We start from the raw sequence: 21,539 nt of genomic DNA on the forward strand, positions 1-21,539 counted from the left end.
GTTCCGCAAAAGCAGGATGCATGCTCCGAAAAAACACCCGGCATAGCCCAGCTTCCGCTTCCTTTGCTTTGGCATTTACTATACCACAAAGTGGTATAGGCTCATAAAATGGCTTGTGCAGCTTTCACGCGCAAGCCGTATAACCCCGGGCTAAGCCAGTACACGCAGTCTGCGCAGCACAGCTGCCAGCGGGCGTCCGAGCTTGGGCACTGCCACAAGCTCGGCTTCCGTGATCAACCTCAGGCGTGCGAGGCCGATCACGAACACCACGGTGCCTGCCGCTACACCCAGCAGGCTCTCCGCCGCTGCCGTGGCACGACCTCCGGCCGCCCAGCCTAGGGCATCCAGCACAGCACCGGTGCCCCACATCGCCGCTCCGGCTGCACCAGCCAAGGCGACAAGCAATGCTGCCGGTTTGAGCACACTGGCGGACCAGCTCCCGCGCAGCCCCACCAAGCGGGCCAGCAGCGCGATGTTGATCACAGCCGCCAGCAGATAGGCGACAGCCCCCGCAATGGCGGCGCCCGCCGTGCCGAGCTGCGGCACGAGCAGCCAGTTTAGCAGCGCCTTGGCCGCAGCGGCCGCAAGCATAGCCAGGGCTGGCGCACGAACCGCGCCAAGCCCTTGCAACAGCGCAGCCGAGATGATGCTGAGCGTGCCGCCTACGGCGGTCAGCGCCATCCAGCGCATAACCGTGCTGCCCGTGTCGTCTGCATACAGCATCACATTGACGGGCACGGCCAGCACGATCAGACCTGTCGCAGCGGCTAGTCCCAGCAGCCAAAACCAGCGCAGCGATTGCTCGCACTGACGACGTGCCAGCTCCGTACCTCCGGTCACCCGAGCCTCAGCCAGCGAGGGTATGAACAATGCCGACAATGTGGTGGCAAACATCATGACCAGCTGTACTAGCGGAAGCCCCCGGTTATACACGCCGAAGGCCACCATAACCGCCGTATCATCCAAGCCCTCCTGCTTTAACAGGCGAGGGACGGTAAATGTATCTACCAGGTTTATTAACGGAACGGCTAGCGCTCCAAGGCAAACAGGCAGAGCATAACGTAGCAGTGCCTTTAGCAAAGCACCACTGCTTTCCGCTGGGTGAAGCTCACCAGTCTGTGCCTGCACTGTTGTCATGACCGTCTCTTGCCGCCTAAGTCTCTTTCTGTGGCCTCGCCAATACAGCAGCATGATCACCAGGCCCGCTGCTCCGCCTGCTGCTGAACCAAACACTGCTCCGGCGGCAATCATATCCGCCCCTGCTCCTTGTGACAGCATGAACAGCAACAATATGATCATCACGCTTACCCTTATCGCCTGCTCCGTCACTTGGGAGACAGCCGTCGGAATCATATTTTGCAAGCCTTGAAAATAGCCCCTCAGTCCCGCCATAATCGGCACGAACAAGAAGGCAATCGCCGCCGCCCTCACCGATGGAATGACGTGAGCATTGTCGATCCACTGGCCGATTAGTGGCGCACACGTATACATCAGCAGCCCCAGAAACAATCCGAATATGCCCAATACAAGCGAAGATAGCCGGGCAACACGTTGCCCCGCTGCCTGATTTCCCACAGCCTCATACTCAGCTACAAATTTGGATACAGCCGCCGGGAATCCAGCAGCTGCAATGGTAATGAACAGCGTATAAAAAGGATAAACCGTATTATAAATGCCAAACACGCCATCGCCGCCAATATTTTGCAGCGGGATTTTTTGCAATGTGCCGATCAGCTTGCTTGCTACAGCTGCCAGTGTCAAAATGACAGCGCCTCGTAGCAGCCGCGAAGCGGCGCGATTTTCCTGCATTCTCCGTCTTCACTCCCACCTGGAATAAGCGTTTTTACGAGTCCTATTATACCGTCTCTTCTCCCGGAAAGAAAAAAATCCCTGTACAACGTTGAACGGCTTTAGCCATTCTGTACGTCACACAGGGGTGAAACGGGGTGTTACTGTTCCATTTGTTTGCCCAGGAAGCCAGCGGCTGTTTCAGCCATCTTGACCTCCATTTCGGACATTTTTACATTTTCATCCTTGTTCAACAATATAACAGAACCAATGGGATCACCACCCGAAACAATGGGAGCCGTCACAAAGGACGAGAGTGTTTCTTCGTGGTCTCGCGTCAGCTCGTAAGAGCCGCTGGCTGTCTCCAGCACAGTCTTGCGATTATCCATGCTACCTTCAATAATGCTACCGATTTGCTTGTCCAGAAACTCTTTTTTCGAGCCTCCAGCCACCGTAATAATGGTGTCACGATCGGTAATCATCGTAATATGGCCAGTACTTTCAAACAGGGACTCAGCATACTCTTTGGCGAAATCACCAAGTTCACCAATAGGTGAATACTTTTTCAAAATGACTTCTCCGTCACGATCCACAAAAATCTCAAGCGGATCTCCTTCACGAATTCTCAAGGTGCGGCGAATCTCCTTTGGAATAACTACCCGCCCAAGATCATCAATACGGCGAACTATACCAGTAGCTTTCATTTCACATGTTGCCCCACTTTCTCAAGAAGAATTTAGTAAACTACTGACGGTATCGAAAGACGCTTCCACTCCCCCAGAAGCGGTCACGAAGAACGTCGCGTTCATGGTGTTTATGGTGATATCTGACCATAGTATTCATCTGTTCCCAATTCCTTATGCATGTTCAGTTATTTACCTTCGTTTGCAGCTCCATCTTTAGTTGTTCCAGCTTTGCTATCGCCCGTACCGCTTGTTGTTCCGCTCGGCGTAGTTGTGCTGCCCGCACCGGACGTTGCACCACTTTTCTCTTGCGTAGCAGGTGCCTTAGGCAGATTGATTTTCAAATCAAGCTTCGTCAAATCATTTTCGGTAAAGTTTTGGATACTTTCCCCAGCTAGTTTATTTTTCAGGGCAGCCTTTTCGTTGTCCTTCAATTTATCAAATGTCGGCTCATTGCGGGACTCCACTTTGATCACGTGATATCCGTATTCTGTTTCCACGGGTTCACCAATTTTGTTAATTGGTTGAGTCTCGGCAGCCTCTTTAAAAGCAGGTACCCATTGCGCTACAGATGCATTCTCATACAGCCCGCCATTAGATGCGGAACCTGGGTCTTCCGAATACTTCTTAGCAATCGTTGCAAAATCCGCTCCACCATCCAATTTTGCCTTTACCTCTTTGGCCAGCTTGAGAGTAGCCTCTTTTGTACGCTGTTTCTTTGTTTTTGGATCTTCAAAATTAATCAATACATGACGTACAGTTGCTGTCGTGAACTGATCTTTATTTTTTTCAAATTCCTGTTTCAGCTGATCATCCGTTACTTTATTGGTTTCGCTGTTGATTACCGTCATTACACGCGTGAAGTAATCTTTCACACCTTGTTCGGTCAGCTTCTGATCACTTAGAAATGTCTTAAACTTATCTTCTCCGACCGACTTTTTATACTGCTCCAACTGCTCGTTTCCTTGTTTGGCGCCCTCTTCCTTGGCTTTGTCGTCCGCTTTGGCTGCCAAAAGCTTGTACACTACTTCCTGCTTTACAATTTGCTCACGTACCTGATCAGAAGCTAAAGCAGCCTCATACTCTGGGTACAGAAATTTCATCATGCTGATTTCTTGGTTGAACTCATTTTCGGTAATCGTTCCACCCTTATAGGTCACGACAACCTTGCTGTTGTCTTTCGGCTCATCCTTGACCTTATTCTCATCCGCTTGCTTCGTACATGCTGCGAGCACCGATATAGCTAGCAACGCTGCCATGCCCAAGGAGAGCATTCTCCAAGGTTTTCTTTTATTTAGTTGTGACATTTTGCAGTTCCTCCTTCAATGTGAATGCTTCTTTCAATGCACTCAAAAATTGCTCCAGCAGTTCTAGCAGTTGTGCATCATTTAGACCTTTACCCTTTATGCGTACGCTCATAGAAGTACCCTGTTCAAATTGTACACGTCTTTCAAAGCGATTGCCAATCTCGGCAAGTTTGGCAGTCTGCAGCGCCTGCTGACGCCCCTCGTGAAATTTCAACACCATATTGTCATCCCGTTGAACAATGGACTCGATGCCATACATCCGTCCATACACCTTGAGACGGGCCACGGCCAGCAAATGACGCACTGCCTCTGGCAGATCGCCAAACCGGTCGACCAACTCATCCTCCAGCTCGGAAGCCTCGTCAAAGGTACTGACTGCCGCAACCTTTTTATAAATCTCAATCTTCTGAATGCTGTCATAAATATAGTCTCCCGGCAGGTAAGCATCGACGCTCAAATCAATCGATGTACTCCAATTCCGGTTGGATTGATCCTCTTCTCCAAGCACACTGACTTTACGTTTATTGATTTCCTCAGCCAGCATTTGTGAGTAAAGATCAAAACCGACGGATGCGATGAATCCGTGCTGCTCGGCGCCAAGTAAGTTACCCGCTCCGCGGATGGACAAATCACGCATTGCAATCTTGAACCCGGAACCCAACTCCGTAAATTCTTTGATAGACTGAAGTCGCTTCTCCGCCACCTCTGTAAGCACCTTATCTCGCTGGTACGTGAAATAAGCATAGGCAATCCGGTTGGAACGACCTACACGCCCACGCAGCTGATAAAGCTGGGAGAGCCCCATTTTATCGGCATCATGCACAATAAGTGTATTCACATTGGGAATATCCACACCGGTTTCGATAATGCTCGTGCTAACGAGTACATCATATTCACCATCCAGGAAATCCAAAATGGTTTTCTCCAGTTCCGTTTCAGACATCTGTCCGTGGCCTACGCCCACCTTGGCGTCTGGGACAAGTGCATTGATCTCGGCAGCCATCTCCTGAATACCCTGCACGCGATTATACAGGTAATAAACCTGCCCTCCGCGTGCCATCTCGCGTTCAATGGCCTCACGAACTAGAGTCTGGCTATGCTCAACGACATAAGTTTGCACTGGAAAACGATTTTCCGGTGGCGTCTCAATGACTGACAAATCACGTACACCCAGCATGGACATATGCAGTGTACGCGGAATAGGTGTAGCCGTTAGCGTCAATACGTCTACATTCGTTTTCAGTTTTTTCAGCTTTTCTTTGTGCGTGACACCAAAACGTTGCTCCTCATCGACAATAAGCAGCCCCAGATCTTTAAACACCAGATCCTGTGAAAGTAGACGGTGAGTACCAATGACAATATCAACCGTACCTTGTCGAACTCCCTTGGTCGTCTCATTCTGCTCTTTGCGCGAGCGGAAACGGCTCAATACCTGAATATTGAACGGATACCCAGAAAAGCGCTCACGGAATGTCTCATAGTGCTGTTGCGCCAAAATCGTCGTCGGTACCAGCACAGCCACTTGTTTGCCCTCAATAGCAGACTTAAAAGCAGCACGAATAGCCACCTCAGTCTTGCCGTAGCCTACGTCACCGCACAGCAAACGATCCATTGGACGACTCTGCTCCATGTCCTTCTTAATTTCTTCAATAGCCCGAACCTGGTCACGTGTCTCATCATACGGGAACATATCCTCAAATTCCTGTTGCTCCGGCGAATCCTTTTCAAAAGCAAAGCCTGGTGCTGACTGTCTTTCCGCATATAGCTTGATCAAGTCATCTGCGATGTCCTGAACCGAGCTGCGCACCTTACTTTTAACACGTGTCCACTCATTGCCGCCCAGTTTGTAAATTTTGGGCTCCTTGTCCTCTGAGCCCACATACTTCTGAATCAGATCAATTTGTTCAATCGGTACAGACAGCTTATCTCCGCCTGCATAGAGGATATGCATGTAATCTTTATGGATACCGCCAACCTCCAGCGTACCGATTCCCATATACTTCCCGATCCCGTGATTTTGGTGTACGACATAGTCGCCCACCTTCAGCTCGCTATAGCTCTTAATCCGCTCTGCATTGTCTACATGTCGGCCCTGCTTACGTGCTTTCCGCTGCTTCTGGGAGAACATCTCACCCTCGGTAATCACCGCCAGATGAATAGACGGCATCTCAAAACCGCTTTGCAGATTACCAATCGCCATAGTCGGCTCATCAATACCGTAGTCTTGAAGCACTCGCCGCATCCGATCCAGACGTTCATCTCCACTCGCCAGCATCATAACCTGTGTGCCTGCCTTGCGCCAACGATCCATCTCTGCCTTGAGTACATTCATTTGACCGTGGAAATCCTGCATGCCCCGGCAAATGAAGTTCAAAATATTTTGCGGCTGCGTATGCGGAACCTGGCGAAGGAAGATCGACAGGAACAGGGTTTGAAATCTCCGATTATACAGCAGATTATCCGAGTTATCCGATAGCTCCAGTTGCGGTAGAGTTTTACCGTTTTGAAGCAAATGCAGATTCCACTCAGACTCATCCCGCTCTAGCTGCCTAGCTGTTTCTAGCATCCGTGCTGGTTCATCAATGATCAGAATCGTATCTGCCGGCATATAATCAGCCAAGGTTTTACGTTCAGGATATAGCAGGGAGATATATTTATAGATTTCGTCAAAATACACATGCTCCCGCAACAGCTCAATTTCACGATGAATTTCCTCTTTCAGATGCTGCTTAGCCTGACGATCTGTCATTTTGTCCAGCTGTTCCTCCAACAACATAGCAGCGGCATCGGCAGCTTGGTCCATACGCTGGTGGCTTGCAATAACTTCCTTACATGGCGTTACAGTAACTTCCTGTACCTTTTCCACCGAACGTTGATCTTGCGGATCAAACATACGGATGGAGTCAATTTCATCGTCAAACAACTCCACACGATAACCCCAACGGGTTGTCATTGGATAAAAATCAATAATTCCCCCGCGTACACTCATCTCCCCACGGGATTCAACACGTTCTACACGCTGGTATCCCATCTCAACCATATGCAGCAAAAATGCTTCCAGCTGAATCGTTTCTCCCTCTTTCAGTTCAACACGAGCCTCACGCCATGTTTCCGGGATTGGTAGTAGACGCCGGACCCCAGAAAACGGCACGACAACAACCCCACGAAAACCCTGGGCGCATCGTATCAATACATCAATTCGTTGGGATAATGTCTCTGGACTGGATATGGCAGCTTCAGCAGCTACCAACTCGTTGGCTGGATACAATAAAACCTGATCAGGAGAAAGCGCTTCCTGCAAATCATCTGCTATTTTTTGAGCGGCAAACATATTGTGCGTCATGACCATTAACGGTCGTCCAGTATCTTCAGCAAGTGCGGCCATCAGTACCTGTCTTGAAGAGCCTGACAAGCCTGATATCAGCTGTTCCTTCATGCCTGAGGATATACCTGCCGCAATGGATGCATAATCAGCATCCTTCGTAAAAGCCTGAATAAGTGCTTGTAACAAAAAAGGCACCCCTTTATGCTTATAAATAGTTACATGTAAACCGAAAAAGAAGCCTCAGCAATGCTGCCAAGGCTCCATAAGCGGAACTACCGCTTCACCTCTCAAGCTGGTACATCAGACCAGTTGAATACCTGTTATTGGAGCGGGTTTACGAGCAGACTCAACTCCGGATTATTCTCCAGTGCCTGACTGCAATGCTCGCAAATGACTTTAACAGTCACTTCACCACCCGAATTATACGCTATTATATCTCTACGTTCAGCAGGGGTCAAGGAATGGAAGCCCAACCTTTCTTCGGTTATTACAGCGGAGTCAATTCGCCCTAAGAAAGTTCGACAATGTCTGCATACATAATTAACAACCATGTAATGTATATGCCTCCTGAAAGTTTTCTATACCTTTCAGTATGTCCAACAATCTTCCATTTAAGCCCGTCTACCTAACGTCAGGACCTACTTGTTAAATTCAGCCATCGTCCGCTCAAACGGATGATTCAAGCTGTATTCTAAAGCGTTGCACGTATCTTCTATCATTCCGGTCAATAGTTCCTTTTCCTTCTTTGGAAAGGTGCCCAGAACATAATCAACAATAGCATGTCCAGGCTCTGGACGGGAAATGCCCATACGAATCCGGTTGAAGGACTGCGTCCCTGTATGCTGAATGATCGATTTAATGCCATTATGACCGCCTGCGCTACCTTGATAACGCAGTCTTATTTTACCGACCTCTGTATCCAGATCATCGTACACGACAATCAGATCTTCCATATCGGCCTTATAGTAGTCCATATATGCACGTAGAGACTCGCCTGAGAGATTCATATATGTCATAGGCTTAATCAGTACCGTTTTCACGCCACCAATGTGACCCTCACCAATCAACGCCTTACATTTGCTTTGGGTAATCTGGATATTATGACGTGAGGCAAGTGCATCTAAAGCCATAAATCCGACATTATGTCTCGTTTTCTCGTATTGGGGACCGGGGTTGCCCAATCCTACAATCCACTTCATTAACCTTGACACCCTCTTTCGAAGTCTTGATTTTTTGGTAAAATAGTTGTAGTGAACAGGAAGGTGCGTGCCGATATGCTCAATCAAGGTGATATCCTCTTATATGACAGCCATTTTCTATATCATTTAAAACATTCCGTTCCTGTCCAAATTTATGACGGGAATGTACATGTTCAAATTGGCATCGTTGCACGTTTTAATGAGCATTTCGTCGAAATCGAGGACACACTATACAATCGTCAACGCTTCACATTCATATCTCGGCCAGGCTTTTAGCCTGACATGCTGATAGGGGTTACCTTTTCCATATGGAAAAAGCAACCCCTTTTTTAATGAGCCAGTGCTTATTCGATTTCAAACAATTTGCTGATCGACAATTCCTCATGCACACGGATGATGGCTTCTCCCATTAATGGAGCCACAGACAGTACCTTCAGCTTGCTTGTCGGATTTGGGTGAACGATCGGGATTGTATCCGTCACAACCACCTCTTTTAATGGCGAATTCTCCAGTCTTTCCATCGCAGGACCAGACAGCACGGCATGTGTGCAACATGCATACACATCTTTTACGCCGCCTTCTTTAAGCGCATTTGCACCCAATACAATCGTTCCGGCTGTATCAATGATATCATCAATTAAAATAGCCGTCTTACCCTCAATGTTCCCGATGATATTCATCACTTCACTGACATTCGGCTCTGGACGACGCTTATCAATAATAGCGAGCGGAGCACTCAGGAAGTCCGCCAGCTTGCGCGCGCGAACAACCCCACCATGATCGGGTGAAACAACAATCGGGTTCTCAATTTGCTTGGAACGGAAATATTGGGCCAGAATTGGTGCTCCCAGCATATGATCCACTGGAATATCAAAGAATCCCTGAATCTGCATCGCATGCAAATCCATACTGATTACGCGGTGAGCTCCCGCCTTTTCAATCAAGTTAGCGACAAGTTTCGCTGTAATCGGATCACGTGAACGAGCCTTACGATCCTGACGAGCATAACCGTAATATGGCATAACAACATTGATACTTTTGGCAGAAGCGCGTTTAAGTGCATCAATCATAACCAATAACTCCATCAAGTTGTCGTTAACTGGCAGACAAGTGGACTGTACAATATACACATGGCAACCGCGAACACTTTCCGACAGCTTAACCTGAATTTCACCGTCACTAAACGATGTGGTATGGGATTCCCCCATTGGGATTCCGATGTAGTCCGCAATCTGGTGGGCTAACTTCGGATTGGAGTTACAAGTAAATATTTTGAGTTTGGAATCGCAATAAGTCATTAATAGAAACCCTCCGTGCTGGTTCATTCATTACAGATTCAACAGCTTGCTGATTAAGGTCATTCCGATCTTTTTTTCTTTGCTTTGGCACGCGCGCGGATTTTGTCCGCATATCCGGCTTTGTTCTCTTGACGTGGTCTGGCAATGGCCAGATCGTTATCAGGGACAGCATGTGTTACAGTGGAGCCTGCGACAACATAGGCACCTTTTCCAATCTTAATTGGGGCAATCAGATTCACATTGCTGCCAACAAAGGCATCATCTTCAATTTCTGTAATGGATTTATTATATCCATCATAATTGACCGTTATTGCCCCGCAGCCAATATTTACGTTTGTACCCACCTTGGCATCACCGACATAGCTCAAATGAGACACCTTGGAATGATCTCCAATAGTCGCATTTTTCACCTCTACAAAATCACCAATCTTCACATGTTCGCCAAGCTTCGCGCCTGGACGCAGATAAGCAAACGGCCCTACAGATGTACTGCTTCCCACTTCCGCTTCGTTCAACACCGAATGTTTCACTATCGCTCCTGAATGGATAACCGTATTCTGGATCTCTGCCTGCGGGCCAATCACACAATCTTCTCCGATTTGTGTTTGACCATGCAGCCATGTATTTGGGTACAACACTGTATCGGAACCAATGACAACATCGCTCCCGATGTAGGTAGAAGACGGATCAATGACGGTGACACCATTCAGCATATGTTTGCGAACGATACGCTCGCGCATATAGCCTTCAGCAACCGACAAAGCAACTCTGTCGTTTACACCGATAGATTCCGACATGTCATTGGTCAAATACGCCTCAACCTGCTCACCTTCGCCATGCAAAATACCAATGACATCGGTCAGGTAGTATTCCTGCTGTGCATTGGTGTTCGTTACCTTGTCCAGCGCTGCAAATAACTTGGCATTGTCAAAGCAATACGTGCCTGTGTTAATCTCACGGACAGCATCTTCCTCAGGTGAACAATCCTTCTGTTCCACGATCTTAAGCACGGCCCCGGAAGTATCACGGATAACTCGTCCATATCCTTTCGGGTTGTCCAACTCAGCGGTCAGAATTGTTGCAGCCGCTCCGCGGCTTTCGTGTAGTTGCACCAAACCTTCCAGCGTTTCCGCTGTGATCAACGGAGTATCTCCACAAATGACAATTGTGGTGCCTTGTTCCTGGCCGAGCAGGTCCTTGGCTTGCTTGACAGCATGACCCGTTCCCAGCTGCTCTGCCTGAAGCGCATATTCTGCCGACGGTCCCAAATAAGACTGTACCGCCTCTGCTCCGTGACCCACGACGACTACACTTCGGGACACACCGATTTCACGAACCGTGTCGAGTACATGTCCGACCATCGGTTTTCCGCACACCGGATGCAGAACTTTATATAATTTGGATTTCATACGTTTTCCCTGCCCTGCGGCAAGAATGACTGCCAACCTTTCCAACAAGTCCAACCTCCTATCCTGAAAATAACAGTTACCCCTTGGCTAAAACGTTAATTCCCAGATCAGATTTTGCTTAACTTTTCACAATCCTCCTGAAAAATAACGGCGAACCTTTGGTTAATGGCTATTTTTTCAGGCCAGCTTGTGCTGGACGTTCATCCCCGGGACGCATCGCTGCCTAGTCCCTGTCTTATGAAAAAGCCGCTTCGGCAGCCCGGATGGCTCCAAGTTGCCTTAAAACTGACTGTTAACTCACTAAAGAATATATCTCATTCCAGACAAAAAGAAAAGAGAGCCACAGTTAGTGGCTCTCTTTTTCTTTTGTACCCCAATCCTGCTTTAGGCGAATTAAGCGCCTTCTTCAATAGCAACTTCTTCATCAACAGCTGCACGTTCGTACTCAGTCAATACAGCAGCTTGAATCTTTTCACGGGTTCCTGAAGATATCGGGTGAGCGATATCGCGAAACTCTCCGTCAGGGGTTCGTTTGCTTGGCATAGCTACGAACATCCCGTTATTACCGTCGATAACTCGGATGTCATGGACAACAAACTCGTTATCAATTGTAATGGATGCAATCGCCTTCATTCTTCCTTCTGAGTTCACTCGGCGGAGTCTAACATCCGTAATCTGCATGTGTGTTTCACCACCTTTTTCCAAATAGGACTTGGTGTATACATTCCACACAGCATTTCGAATTCCTTCTTTTTTTGGACAATTCGTATCCTAAATTCAGGTAATTTTTTTGAAAAGATTTCTTTTCGACATATTTAGGTATTTTATGATGAATTGTGACAATTTACTGCCCCGTTAACTCATCAAAATAATTCCCTAGCTTGACTGTTATTTGCTTGCTTCGAGAATCGACTGCAGTCAGATTTGCCATTGAAATATAATCGTGCAACAGGCGCTCTTCATTCTCCACCTCGCCCGACTCTACCAGCACACCGACACCAGCTACCTCAGCATCAAACTCTGCTAACAAGTCGACCATTCCTTGTATCGTGCCGCCAGCCTTCATAAAGTCATCTACAATGAGCACACGCGATTTCTCACGCATTGCACGTCTGGATAAAGACATCGTATGAAGGCTCTTTTGTGATCCAGAAACATAATTAATACTTACAGCTGAGCCTTCTGTCACCTGATGGTCCCGCCGTACAAGCACGACTGGCAAATTAAGCTGTGCTCCGGTTGCATATGCGAGCGGAATGCCCTTCGTCTCCACGGTCATAACCACATCAATCTGACGATCGGCAAAAGCGGTCGCAAATATTTTACCCGCTTCGTTCATCATCGCTGGTTGGCCCAGCAAATCGGACAGATACAGGTACCCTCCCGGTAATATGCGATCAGGCTGCTCCAGCTGCGCGCACAAGTCGTTCGCAAACGCAAGCGCATGTTGCTTGGAGAGCCTAGGGATCAGCTTGACGCCCCCTGCCGCTCCCGCCAGTGTCAGAAGCTCGCCAGTACCCTCGTCCTCAAATACTTCTTTGATAATAGCCAGATCCTCGCTTATCGACGACTTAGCTGCCCCGTATCGATCTGCAAAATGAGTAAGAGGCACCAATGTATGCGGCCGTGACAATAAAAATTGCGTCATTTCCACCAATCGTGAGCTTCTTTTAAGTTTTTTCACAACAATTCCTCGCGATCTATTCTCCTGCCGCCCGCTTCGTACAATAAAGCACCGGCGGACTGGCCGGTTGCTGGCGGAATGTAAGTGATGTAGTAAAATCCGAATATTTAATAGTAAATATATCATCTTCGTACGTATTTGTACAACAATTGCCACTATAATATGAAAAAAATATCTAAAATCAGGTCAAAAGTCGTACTGCGTAAACATCTTTGCAAAAGCCTCTTAGTCCGTTATAGATCCGTGGCACTTTGGCTTCCTTCGATACCAGTCCGAACACTGTAGGTCCGCTACCTGACATCAGCACCCCATCAGCTCCTAAACGGATCATGGAGTTTTTAAGATGCTCCACTTCTGGATACAGCTTTAATGTCACATCCTCCAGTACATTCCCCAGGGCATTGCATACATCGGTAAAAGAAGCATTACGAATCGCCTGCTCCATCTGCCGGGCAGACGGGTGGTGCGTAATCTGATCCGCTTTGACACGACCATACACTTCAGCTGTCGATACATTAATCGGCGGCTTGGCGAGGATCACCCAGCATTGTGGCGGATTCGGCAGTGGTTTAAGCAGTTCTCCACGTCCGCTCGCTAAAGCTGTGCCCCCTGTAATACAGAAAGGTACGTCTGAACCCAATTCAGCACCCAGTACCCTTAATTCCGCATCCGAGATACCAAGTTTCCACAGCTTGTTCAGCCCACGCAATGCTGCGGCAGCATCGCTGCTTCCGCCTGCTAATCCTGCAGCCACCGGGATATGCTTATCCAGATGGATATGGACGCCTGTAGACACGTTATAACGTTCTTTGATCAGACGCGCAGCCTGAAAAGCCAAGTTCTTTTCATCTAACGGTATGTACCCGGCTTGGCTTGAAATAATAATGGTATCACGCGGTAACTCGGACATCGTCAATCGGTCGGATAGATCGACCATAGTCATAATCATTTCGACCTCGTGATAACCATCGTCCCGCTTACGTAGAACATCAAGCATTAAATTAATTTTCGCCGGTGCTTTTTCATATATTTTCAAGGCGTTCACCCACCTTCAACTTTTCCCTCAAGACAGCTTAACATATTATATCAGACTCAGCCTGTCAAGTCATGAGGTTCAAAAAAGCGGAGATGCCCCGGTATGACCCCGGATATCCCCGCTTTTTATCAGCACCACCGATGGCTACGATTTGCGAGAAGCCGCCTGCTCTGCAAGCTGAATGGCCCGCTTGACCATATTGCCCGCATCCTTGGCTTTAATACCTCCCCAGCCTTCTTCCTTAACCGTGTCGTAAAACCCAAGATCTTTGGCCAGTTCATACTTCAGCTCTTCCGACATAACACTCCGTCTTCTTCGGCTCATGCATACGCCTCCTTCGGCAATGGAATAAGGAAGATCATTCCCGCCTTAGTATGTGCAGAGATATCATGCTTCATCCTGCTCTGTAAATACAAAACGACCCCGCCATTAAAAATGACGAGGTCGCCGTTAAACCTGCAAAGCTGGTATAAATCACGTAAAAAAGAATTAAGGTGTTTCGAAATATTCGACTACACTTGTGTGGGAGTCGGGATCATATACACTGACCTCCACCGACTCGGTAAGAATGTCAGCATAGCTGTAGGAGACACGTTTAAACGTCTGCTGCTCCTGATCCAGCTTGACAATAAAAACAGAAGGGTACGTTTCTTCCAAGACACCAGTTCGTTCGACGGTCTTACGGCGTCCGCCGTTAGCCCGCAGCAAAATTTTTTGCCCTACATGTGCGTCGAGACTGCGTTTGATTTCCAACAGCGTATTTTTAGCCATTGCCTAACGACCACCTCTTTCCTTGTCCATTATAACGAATTTTAGAGGGATTGTCAAATCAAGCTAAATATTATAACAACACGAAAAATAAGTTGTCAATTTAATTTTTTGCGAACAGGAATAATATGCATAAAAAATGACAAAAAGCCTCTAAAAAGAGGCTTTTGTTCAGATATACCCAGGCACATTTGAATCTCAGATCGCTGAAGGCGTTACTTTAAGCGTTGACAAATTTTCAAGCTTCGGCAAACCGATGCGGTAGCTTCCCCTTGTTTCAATTCCACCCACTCCGCGGCTGCCACTGATGGTCTGATGAAATAAGTCTCCCATATTGACTGTATCACGGATTGAAGTAAATGCGGCCTTGGCAGCCACGTAAACGGGGTCCAGAGCGTGAATCAGGATACGCCCTGGGGAGCTGGCAAAATTGGCTCCCGCACGTAGCAGCGCCTCAAAATGGGACTGGCACGCCCCCGCTACAATTGTCAGTGAATCCAGATGACGCTCATATTGTCTGGCAACCTGAATCGCTGCCACAAAATTTTGCGAATTCTTGTAGCTTTTCAAGCTGTACAAATCGTAAGGTTGCGGCTGCTTCAGCACACCATCATGTCCGGTGATGACTACAATATCAGGACGAATGCGGGGAAGCAGTCGATATAACGTATCCGCCATTGCCGATTCGTGAACGTGATGTCCCTCAGCGGGAACACGGAGCTGTTCATATAGACTGAGGCATTTTCTTAAATAGCCGGGATCTCCATCCAGATGAAGAACCTTTCCTGGCATTTCAAAATACGTCGACTCCACCGGATCACTCCACTCCCCAATCAGAGCCGCCTGGCTACGGGCAGCTTGCTGCTGGCGTGCCCGTTGCAAAAGATTAAGAGACTCCCCGGCCTTAATGTGGGCCTGTTGAGTCTTACCGCTAATCTGGTCTGCAGGCACTCTGACCAGATCGTTCACCGGGGAATCGGCCAGCAGCCGAAATTCCGTCCCCTTAATGATCGCTTTATCCCGCTGGATGTCTTCAACGCGAAACGTGACATCACCGCCGTACGATTTCCGAACGACCAAGTCTCCTAAACTCATCACACTGTATCACCCCTCCTATATCGTATGGGTGAATGCACAGTTTGGTTCCAACTTAGGATATACCGGCCTCCAACAGCACGGCGCTCAGACGCGCAAATTCCTCGATACTCAGCGTTTCCCCTCGACGGGAGGGCTCAATATCAGCTTGTTGCAACAACGGCTCCAGCGTGTCCCTGTTCTCTTTGGTGAAGAAGCGGCTTTTTAGGTTATTTGAAATGGTTTTACGGCGTTGGGCAAAAGCGGCATGAACCACTTCAAAAAAGTGCTTCTCGTCCACCACTTCCACTGGAGGAACTTCTCGTACACGCAGCCGAATAACTGCCGAATCAACATTCGGCTGAGGAATAAATACTGTATTCGGCACCGTACAGACTAACTCAGGCTCACTGTAATATTGCACGGCTATGCTTAAGCTGCCGTAATCCTTTGTACCAGGAGACGCTGCCATGCGCTCAGCCACCTCCTTTTGAATCATAACGACGATATTCTCCAAAGGAAGCTTGTCCTCCAGTAGACGCATTAGAATCGGTGTGGTGACGTAATACGGCAGATTAGCGACGACACTCACTTTGCTCACGTCTGCAAAATCGACTGCAAACACTTCACGCAAATCCAGCTTTAACACGTCTCCATGGCGAACCTTTACATGCTCGTAAGGGGCCAGCACTTCTTCAAGAATGGGCAACAGCCGCTGGTCAATCTCAACAGCGGTAACTGCCTTAGCGGATTGCGCCAACTTCTCGGTCAAAGCTCCAATGCCCGGACCGATCTCAAGCGCGCCCTTTGTATCATCCAATCCGGCAGCATTTACGATCTTGCTCAGAATATTTTGATCAATCAGAAAGTTTTGTCCCAGACTCTTTTTGAACGAAAAACCGTGCCTTTGAATAATTTCCTTCGTACGCCGCGGTGTTGCTATATCTTGAATCCCTGTCATACGGATATCACAATCCTTCACTTTCGATTTGTGCCAGCGCACTGGCAAATTCCTCACGACTGATCTGAAATACAGAGAGCCGCTTATGTAGCTGCTTTCCGTTACAATAGCCAATACCCAGTACATTCCCCAAGGCCATACGGCGTGCAGCAGCATTGGGGTGGGTAATAAGTCCAGCGTCAATCAGGTCCGCCATTTCAATCAGCGGTTCGGCGTCTTCCACTGTCGTATGTACCCGCGCGAGAGCGTGTCTGATGGCTTCCGGGGAGGCATTCTCCACGCCAATATCCCCTTTGCGTGTCGCCTCTGCCTCAGGTATAAAAGCCTGCTTGCAGCCGGGGACCTTGGAGGCGATGATTTTACGGATACGCTCCCCTGCATGATCGGGATCAGTTAAAATAATGACCCCCCGCCGTTCCTGCGCCAATGCAATTTTCCGCAGCGTCATTTTATTAATGGCTGAACCGCCAGTTTCTATCGTATCTGCTTCGACAGCACGGCGAATGGCTACCGTATCATCCCTGCCTTCCACCACGATCACTTCCTTGATCATCTTCGTTTCCCTCCACTGCTACACAGCAACATATATTATCTTTCCCTGATTTTGAAAACAAAATAAGAAGAGGATATCCTCTTCTTAGCATGGCATAACTATGTTGTTAATACTATCGTATTGTCCTCAACATACACAACCTGTTTTAGTTGATTTCCGGCTTTACAGGTCCGATAACATATACGGTTTTACCGTGCTTACGACCAAATTGGTTAGCCCGGCTTAAACTCTCATAATACACATCGATTTTGTGGCCTTTAATCGCGCCACCGGTATCCTCCGCACGGCGGAAGCCTACCCCTTCAATATACACCCACCAGCCGATGGGAATTACATTCGGATCGACAGCGATGGTGCGTCCTTCCGTGACACGCGTGCCGGAGGCGGTACGTGTACCAATACCTGGCTCCTGGGCAGAGTACGCCGTCATGGAGACATTTTGTAAAACTTTTTTATAATTAAAATTAATACCTGCTTTACGGACAGCACTGCCCGAACTAACCTTTGTAGCCTTAACCGCATCTTTAGGGCCGATGGAAGCAGCTAGAACGACCGGTTTTTTCTTCGTCCCTACCGCAATTACCTTATCCACACGATTTTGTGCGACTTCCTTGTTGACCAGCTGTTTGGACACCAATTTTCCATCATGGTATACCTTTTGAACATGCTGGACTACCACACCCGATTTGCCACTTTGAATGACTCGATTATCGCCTTTATAGAGACTTGGATCTGCCGTTTTGATGACCTCATAAGGCACTTGTTTTTTCTGTTCGACCTGCTGTTTCTTTACACGGACGATTTTTATGTCCATGTTAGCTGAAACAGAGGCATCCAACGCAGGGTAAACTTTATCCGTTGATGATAATTTATAGCCCGAAGTGCGAATGGCACCCTCTACTGTATTTTCTGTTGTGTACAGCTTTTTCGTCTCATTGCCTGAGGATACTTTAACCTGATTGGCACGTTTAATGACTACGCGATCCCCATCCTGTACTGCCCCGTTTAGCGGCATGGAAATTGTATCATGCGGCTGAAGTGAAATAGAATGCTCATTGAGCAAATCTTGGAGCTTGGATTCCCGGGTTTCTACCGCAGATGCCTTACCATCGATGACAAAAAAGACTTGTTTTTTAGATTGCGTGTACATCAGAATTGAAATCATAATCGTTAGTGTGATTAGAAAAATAGCAACCAAAGCAGCCTGGCGCACATTCTCTTGCTTCCAACGTAATACGTAAGACATGCTGGATGAGCGTGACTCATGGGTCTCCTCTTTTCGGAAAATGCCCATTTCCTCCGTCCTCCTTACATAGCCCGCCGTCTGGAGTAAGACATAGTTGATCGTTGACGTGACTATAACAGATTTTCTACAAGACAAGCCCGTACTGCGACTGTCCTGCACCATGTACCCGTCTTCGCGGCATGCTGTCCTCCCCTGTTTAACCACAGTATGATGACAGATTTTCTTTTATTCACAACAAAAAAAGCCAAAGAAAGAGACTAGAGAGCTCTTTCGTGGCTTCCGACATGTGTGAATATGCGGGAAAACTCATGCACGAGATGGCTTCTCTCTTGTTACGCTTACGGGGTTAGCTGTCGGGTTCGGACGTAGAGAGTCGCCCTAGCTTAGGTCAACCGCTCATGGCGGTCGCCTTCACATTCACCCCGAAGACCCAGAAAGAAATCGAAATACGGCTTCTCTACCTGTTCAATCCCATCCAGGAAATGAATTTCGGTCGAGCCGGCTACTGAAGAGATAATATCTCTTGCACATACGCCGGACGTACTGTAAGCCATATCGGTTCCCCCGTTCCCTGTAAAAGGGACTCAGCGAGACTGGTTCATGAAATGATTTGTTGATGTTTACACTCAACAACAATTCACTGAAAAGATGATATCCTGTTTCCATGCATGTTGTAAAGCAGGTTTCAAGTACATTTTTCAAAATATTCGGTTAAAAAATTGTAATATTCTTGAGTTTCCTGCAACAAAATCATAATTAGCTCCGTCTATCTCTTTATTTTGATTGATTTCTTCGCTTTTTCACTGAATGTCAAATCGTTCCAAGGCATTTTGGGTCGTAATGGATACCAATTCCTCCACCGTAATTCCCTTAATTTGGGCAGCTGCCTCTGCCACCAATCTCACATGTGCCGACTCATTTCGCTTCCCACGAAACGGATGAGGCGTCAAGTAAGGCGCGTCCGTTTCAATAAGCAGACGGTCCAACGGTACCTGGGCCAGCACCTCTTTTGGCTGCTTGGCATTTTTGAACGTTATGGGCCCGCCGAAGGAAAGGTGGAAACCCATATCCAGCACCATTTTAGCTGTCTCCCAACTCCCAGAAAAGGAGTGCATGACTCCGCCAATCTCGCCCGCCTTTTCCTCACGTAAAATCCTCACAATATCTTCATGTGCATCCCGGTTATGGATAACAATTGGCATGTTGAGCTCACGTGCCAGGCCAATTTGATTTCGAAGTACCCGCTGCTGCACATCCTTTGGTGATGTATCCCAATAATAATCCAGACCGATCTCTCCGATCGCTACAACCTTTTTATGACTGCATAACGATGCAATCCATTCTAAATCACCCTCCTGCATTGTAATGGCATCCTGCGGATGCCATCCAACGGCTGCATAAATAAAATCATACGTCTCAGCCAGCTTCATGGTGGATGGAATGGTCTCACGATTAAATCCGATATTGATCATCCGTGTTACTCCTGATTCGACAGCACGTGCTATAACTTCTTCACGGTCTTCGTCAAATTGTGGCGCATCTAGGTGAGTATGAGTGTCGAATAAATCCAAGGTTTTCATCTCCTTTTCTTACTTACATTTCTATATATTTGTCTATTGTTTGACAAAATAATTCCTTATTTCGGCAGGAAGCCTTTCTTTTACCCCGTTCAATTTATTCTGGGGAAAATACATGTGATATTTTCCTCGGTGAATGCCACTTATTGAGCGTACAATTTCTGAAACTTCGGATATTTCCCGCACCTCGCCCTGACGTCCAAGCAGTAAAATCTGGTTGTCCGTTGAACCGCCCTGCCGAAACACATCATAAGGAAGATCTGTCGGAAAATCAATTTCAAGATCATATTCAGGATGCAAGCCAGCCTTTTCCAAAGCCTCTCGAATATGGTCAACGGTATCTGTATCCATATTTTCAATCTCTACATATTTATACAATCTACGATCCATAAAACGGCTGCTCAAATCACTTAAAATTTCGTCCTTTTCTCGTTTCCATTGGCTAAATACCGTCTGAATCAAAGACTCATCCAGCATCAAATACTGCTCCACTGTTAGCTCTCCTTTTAATAGATCGGGCAGCGGATCCAACAGAAAACCAAACTCATATCCGTTTTTGAACAATTCCTTAGCTCTCTTGAAAATTTTACGTAACAGGATTTCTGAGCTGCGTGTTACAGGATGGAAATAAATTTGCCAGTACATCTGGTAGCGTGACATTAGATAATCCTCTACTGCATGCATACCCGACTCTTTTACGACAATTCTCCCATTGTGAGGGCGCAGCAAACGTAAAATACGATCCAAATCAATTGTTCCGTAGTTAACACCTGTTGAATGAGCATCCCGCAACAAATAATCCATACGGTCAGCATCCAGCGGGCTTGTTACCAAGTTGACAACAATCGGCTTATCATACGTTTTGGCTATAACCGCCGCGACCTTGTGGGGCAGCATCTCATCAACTTGCCGTAGCACAGCGTTGATCTTCGTGTCCCCCAGTACAATGCGGCATGTCCAATCCTCATGGTTCATATGAAAGGCTTCTTCAATTGAATGAGAAAATGGACCATGCCCCACATCGTGCAACAAAGCGGCACACAGAGCAATCAGTCTTTCTTCCTTGGGCCAGTCGGGAAAATCTCCACGTTCAAATTGAGAAATAATACGTCTCGTAATCTCATATACGCCCAGTGAATGTGAAAACCGGCTATGCTCCGCTCCATGAAACGTAAGATAAGATGTGCCTAACTGCCGAATGCGTCGTAACCGTTGGAACTCCGGCGTATTAATCAATCGCCATATCACAGTATCCTGAACATGGATGTAATTATGTACCGGGTCCTTAAAAACTTTTTCTTCACTGAGTGGCTGGTGCAAGATATCAGCTCCTTTAATATTCGGAATAATGGATTAAAATACAATAAAATCCTAAACTCCCTCCCTTATTCGACATTGTTTGTCGTATTTTGTCGAATTATCACTTTTCGACATTTCCAAATCGACACACAAGACAAATCATCCGTAAAATAAGGTAATTCACATGAATAAAGCTCTTTGTTCTAAATACTTTTGCATAATTAGGCTGTTACTACTTTTTTAAGGTTGACTGTTTTGGGAATCGTTGGTATAGTAAATATCAGAAAAGAGAAAATTTTGTCGAATCATGACACTTATATTATTTTAAACGG

At 47.3% G+C, this 21,539-nt stretch carries 20 protein-coding genes and 1 riboswitch; of the genes, 1 reads left to right on the forward strand and 19 read right to left on the reverse strand.

Annotated elements, in window-relative coordinates:
- Window positions 1–150: 150 nt before the first annotated feature.
- The 6 genes from ACU1JV_RS27395 to pth all read right to left on the reverse strand — a co-directional run bounded on the left by ACU1JV_RS27395 (window position 151) and on the right by pth (window position 8,302).
- On the reverse strand, window positions 151–1,809 hold the full coding sequence (locus ACU1JV_RS27395; RefSeq protein WP_413987276.1) for a putative polysaccharide biosynthesis protein: 1,659 nt from the start codon (window positions 1,807–1,809) through the stop codon (window positions 151–153).
- A gap of 140 nt (window positions 1,810–1,949) precedes the next feature.
- Window positions 1,950–2,492, reverse strand: a complete 543-nt coding sequence (gene spoVT / locus ACU1JV_RS27400) for a stage V sporulation protein T (protein ID WP_013368681.1) — start codon at window positions 2,490–2,492, stop codon at window positions 1,950–1,952.
- A gap of 167 nt (window positions 2,493–2,659) precedes the next feature.
- Entirely contained in the window at window positions 2,660–3,778 is a 1,119-nt protein-coding gene (locus tag ACU1JV_RS27405; RefSeq protein WP_013368680.1) for a peptidylprolyl isomerase, read from the reverse strand.
- Window positions 3,762–7,289 (reverse strand): transcription-repair coupling factor, encoded by a 3,528-nt coding sequence (mfd, locus tag ACU1JV_RS27410; RefSeq protein WP_013368679.1) that lies wholly within the window; start codon window positions 7,287–7,289, stop codon window positions 3,762–3,764. The genes ACU1JV_RS27405 and mfd overlap by 17 nt, the downstream gene beginning before the upstream one ends.
- 134 nt (window positions 7,290–7,423) lie before the next feature.
- A complete protein-coding gene (locus ACU1JV_RS27415) occupies window positions 7,424–7,654 on the reverse strand; it encodes an anti-sigma-F factor Fin family protein (protein ID WP_014599341.1) in 231 nt (76 codons plus the stop codon).
- 87 nt (window positions 7,655–7,741) lie between these two features.
- A complete protein-coding gene (gene pth, locus ACU1JV_RS27420) occupies window positions 7,742–8,302 on the reverse strand; it encodes an aminoacyl-tRNA hydrolase (protein WP_016818918.1) in 561 nt (186 codons plus the stop codon).
- A gap of 75 nt (window positions 8,303–8,377) precedes the next feature.
- Between pth and ACU1JV_RS27425 the strand changes: the two genes are divergently transcribed.
- Window positions 8,378–8,578, forward strand: coding sequence for a hypothetical protein (locus tag ACU1JV_RS27425; protein WP_013368676.1), 201 nt, complete (start codon window positions 8,378–8,380; stop codon window positions 8,576–8,578).
- Between the two features lie 68 nt (window positions 8,579–8,646).
- On the opposite strand, the gene ACU1JV_RS27430 is transcribed toward ACU1JV_RS27425, so the two are convergent.
- From ACU1JV_RS27430 to ACU1JV_RS27490, 13 genes are all read right to left on the reverse strand, one after another.
- Entirely contained in the window at window positions 8,647–9,600 is a 954-nt protein-coding gene (locus tag ACU1JV_RS27430; protein WP_013308125.1) for a ribose-phosphate diphosphokinase, read from the reverse strand.
- A gap of 59 nt (window positions 9,601–9,659) precedes the next feature.
- Window positions 9,660–11,057, reverse strand: coding sequence for a bifunctional UDP-N-acetylglucosamine diphosphorylase/glucosamine-1-phosphate N-acetyltransferase GlmU (gene glmU, locus ACU1JV_RS27435; RefSeq protein ID WP_413987275.1), 1,398 nt, complete (start codon window positions 11,055–11,057; stop codon window positions 9,660–9,662).
- A 345-nt stretch (window positions 11,058–11,402) separates the two neighbouring features.
- Window positions 11,403–11,690, reverse strand: a complete 288-nt coding sequence (spoVG, locus tag ACU1JV_RS27440) for a septation regulator SpoVG (RefSeq protein WP_007428016.1) — start codon at window positions 11,688–11,690, stop codon at window positions 11,403–11,405.
- 163 nt (window positions 11,691–11,853) lie between these two features.
- Window positions 11,854–12,693 carry a pur operon repressor gene (gene purR, locus ACU1JV_RS27445; RefSeq protein WP_413987274.1) on the reverse strand — a complete coding sequence of 280 codons (840 nt, stop codon included), beginning with the start codon at window positions 12,691–12,693 and terminating at the stop codon, window positions 11,854–11,856.
- 181 nt (window positions 12,694–12,874) lie between these two features.
- Window positions 12,875–13,729: a 4-(cytidine 5'-diphospho)-2-C-methyl-D-erythritol kinase gene (ispE, locus tag ACU1JV_RS27450; protein WP_025676573.1), complete on the reverse strand. Its 855-nt coding sequence runs from the start codon at window positions 13,727–13,729 to the stop codon at window positions 12,875–12,877.
- 144 nt (window positions 13,730–13,873) lie between these two features.
- Complete coding sequence (locus ACU1JV_RS27455; protein WP_007428013.1) at window positions 13,874–14,053, reverse strand: small, acid-soluble spore protein, alpha/beta type; 180 nt, start codon at window positions 14,051–14,053, stop codon at window positions 13,874–13,876.
- 165 nt (window positions 14,054–14,218) lie between these two features.
- A complete protein-coding gene (veg, locus tag ACU1JV_RS27460) occupies window positions 14,219–14,500 on the reverse strand; it encodes a biofilm formation stimulator Veg (RefSeq protein WP_013308120.1) in 282 nt (93 codons plus the stop codon).
- A 195-nt stretch (window positions 14,501–14,695) separates the two neighbouring features.
- Complete coding sequence (gene yabG / locus ACU1JV_RS27465) at window positions 14,696–15,592, reverse strand: sporulation peptidase YabG (protein ID WP_014599339.1); 897 nt, start codon at window positions 15,590–15,592, stop codon at window positions 14,696–14,698.
- Between the two features lie 55 nt (window positions 15,593–15,647).
- Window positions 15,648–16,532 (reverse strand): 16S rRNA (adenine(1518)-N(6)/adenine(1519)-N(6))-dimethyltransferase RsmA, encoded by an 885-nt coding sequence (gene rsmA, locus ACU1JV_RS27470; protein ID WP_413987527.1) that lies wholly within the window; start codon window positions 16,530–16,532, stop codon window positions 15,648–15,650.
- A 7-nt stretch (window positions 16,533–16,539) separates the two neighbouring features.
- Complete coding sequence (rnmV, locus tag ACU1JV_RS27475; protein ID WP_413987273.1) at window positions 16,540–17,085, reverse strand: ribonuclease M5; 546 nt, start codon at window positions 17,083–17,085, stop codon at window positions 16,540–16,542.
- Window positions 17,086–17,230: 145 nt separating this feature from the next.
- Window positions 17,231–18,379, reverse strand: a complete 1,149-nt coding sequence (locus ACU1JV_RS27480; RefSeq protein ID WP_413987272.1) for a G5 domain-containing protein — start codon at window positions 18,377–18,379, stop codon at window positions 17,231–17,233.
- Between the two features lie 271 nt (window positions 18,380–18,650).
- A riboswitch (cyclic di-AMP (ydaO/yuaA leader) is annotated at window positions 18,651–18,931 on the reverse strand.
- A gap of 200 nt (window positions 18,932–19,131) precedes the next feature.
- Window positions 19,132–19,902 carry a TatD family hydrolase gene (locus ACU1JV_RS27485; RefSeq protein WP_090737502.1) on the reverse strand — a complete coding sequence of 257 codons (771 nt, stop codon included), beginning with the start codon at window positions 19,900–19,902 and terminating at the stop codon, window positions 19,132–19,134.
- 42 nt (window positions 19,903–19,944) lie between these two features.
- Entirely contained in the window at window positions 19,945–21,228 is a 1,284-nt protein-coding gene (locus ACU1JV_RS27490) for an HD domain-containing protein (protein WP_025676582.1), read from the reverse strand.
- Between the last annotated feature and the right edge of the window lie 311 nt (window positions 21,229–21,539).

Source organism: Paenibacillus sp. T2-29 (assembly GCF_052921365.1).

What these genes read in the sequence shown, in the direction of transcription:
- ACU1JV_RS27395 (WP_413987276.1), bottom strand. Translation starts at nt 1,809, where the DNA reads ATGCAGGAAAATCGCGCCGCTTCGCGGCTGCTACGAGGCGCTGTCATT.
- ACU1JV_RS27455 (WP_007428013.1), bottom strand. Translation starts at nt 14,053, where the DNA reads ATGAGCCGAAGAAGACGGAGTGTTATGTCGGAAGAGCTGAAGTATGAA.
- spoVG (WP_007428016.1), bottom strand. Translation starts at nt 11,690, where the DNA reads ATGCAGATTACGGATGTTAGACTCCGCCGAGTGAACTCAGAAGGAAGA.
- pth (WP_016818918.1), bottom strand. Translation starts at nt 8,302, where the DNA reads ATGAAGTGGATTGTAGGATTGGGCAACCCCGGTCCCCAATACGAGAAA.
- ACU1JV_RS27480 (WP_413987272.1), bottom strand. Translation starts at nt 18,379, where the DNA reads ATGGGCATTTTCCGAAAAGAGGAGACCCATGAGTCACGCTCATCCAGC.
- rsmA (WP_413987527.1), bottom strand. Translation starts at nt 16,532, where the DNA reads ATGACAGGGATTCAAGATATAGCAACACCGCGGCGTACGAAGGAAATT.
- spoVT (WP_013368681.1), bottom strand. Translation starts at nt 2,492, where the DNA reads ATGAAAGCTACTGGTATAGTTCGCCGTATTGATGATCTTGGGCGGGTA.
- veg (WP_013308120.1), bottom strand. Translation starts at nt 14,500, where the DNA reads ATGGCTAAAAATACGCTGTTGGAAATCAAACGCAGTCTCGACGCACAT.
- ACU1JV_RS27425 (WP_013368676.1), top strand. Translation starts at nt 8,378, where the DNA reads ATGCTCAATCAAGGTGATATCCTCTTATATGACAGCCATTTTCTATAT.
- ACU1JV_RS27415 (WP_014599341.1), bottom strand. Translation starts at nt 7,654, where the DNA reads ATGGTTGTTAATTATGTATGCAGACATTGTCGAACTTTCTTAGGGCGA.
- ACU1JV_RS27430 (WP_013308125.1), bottom strand. Translation starts at nt 9,600, where the DNA reads ATGACTTATTGCGATTCCAAACTCAAAATATTTACTTGTAACTCCAAT.
- ACU1JV_RS27405 (WP_013368680.1), bottom strand. Translation starts at nt 3,778, where the DNA reads ATGTCACAACTAAATAAAAGAAAACCTTGGAGAATGCTCTCCTTGGGC.
- yabG (WP_014599339.1), bottom strand. Translation starts at nt 15,592, where the DNA reads ATGAGTTTAGGAGACTTGGTCGTTCGGAAATCGTACGGCGGTGATGTC.
- rnmV (WP_413987273.1), bottom strand. Translation starts at nt 17,085, where the DNA reads ATGATCAAGGAAGTGATCGTGGTGGAAGGCAGGGATGATACGGTAGCC.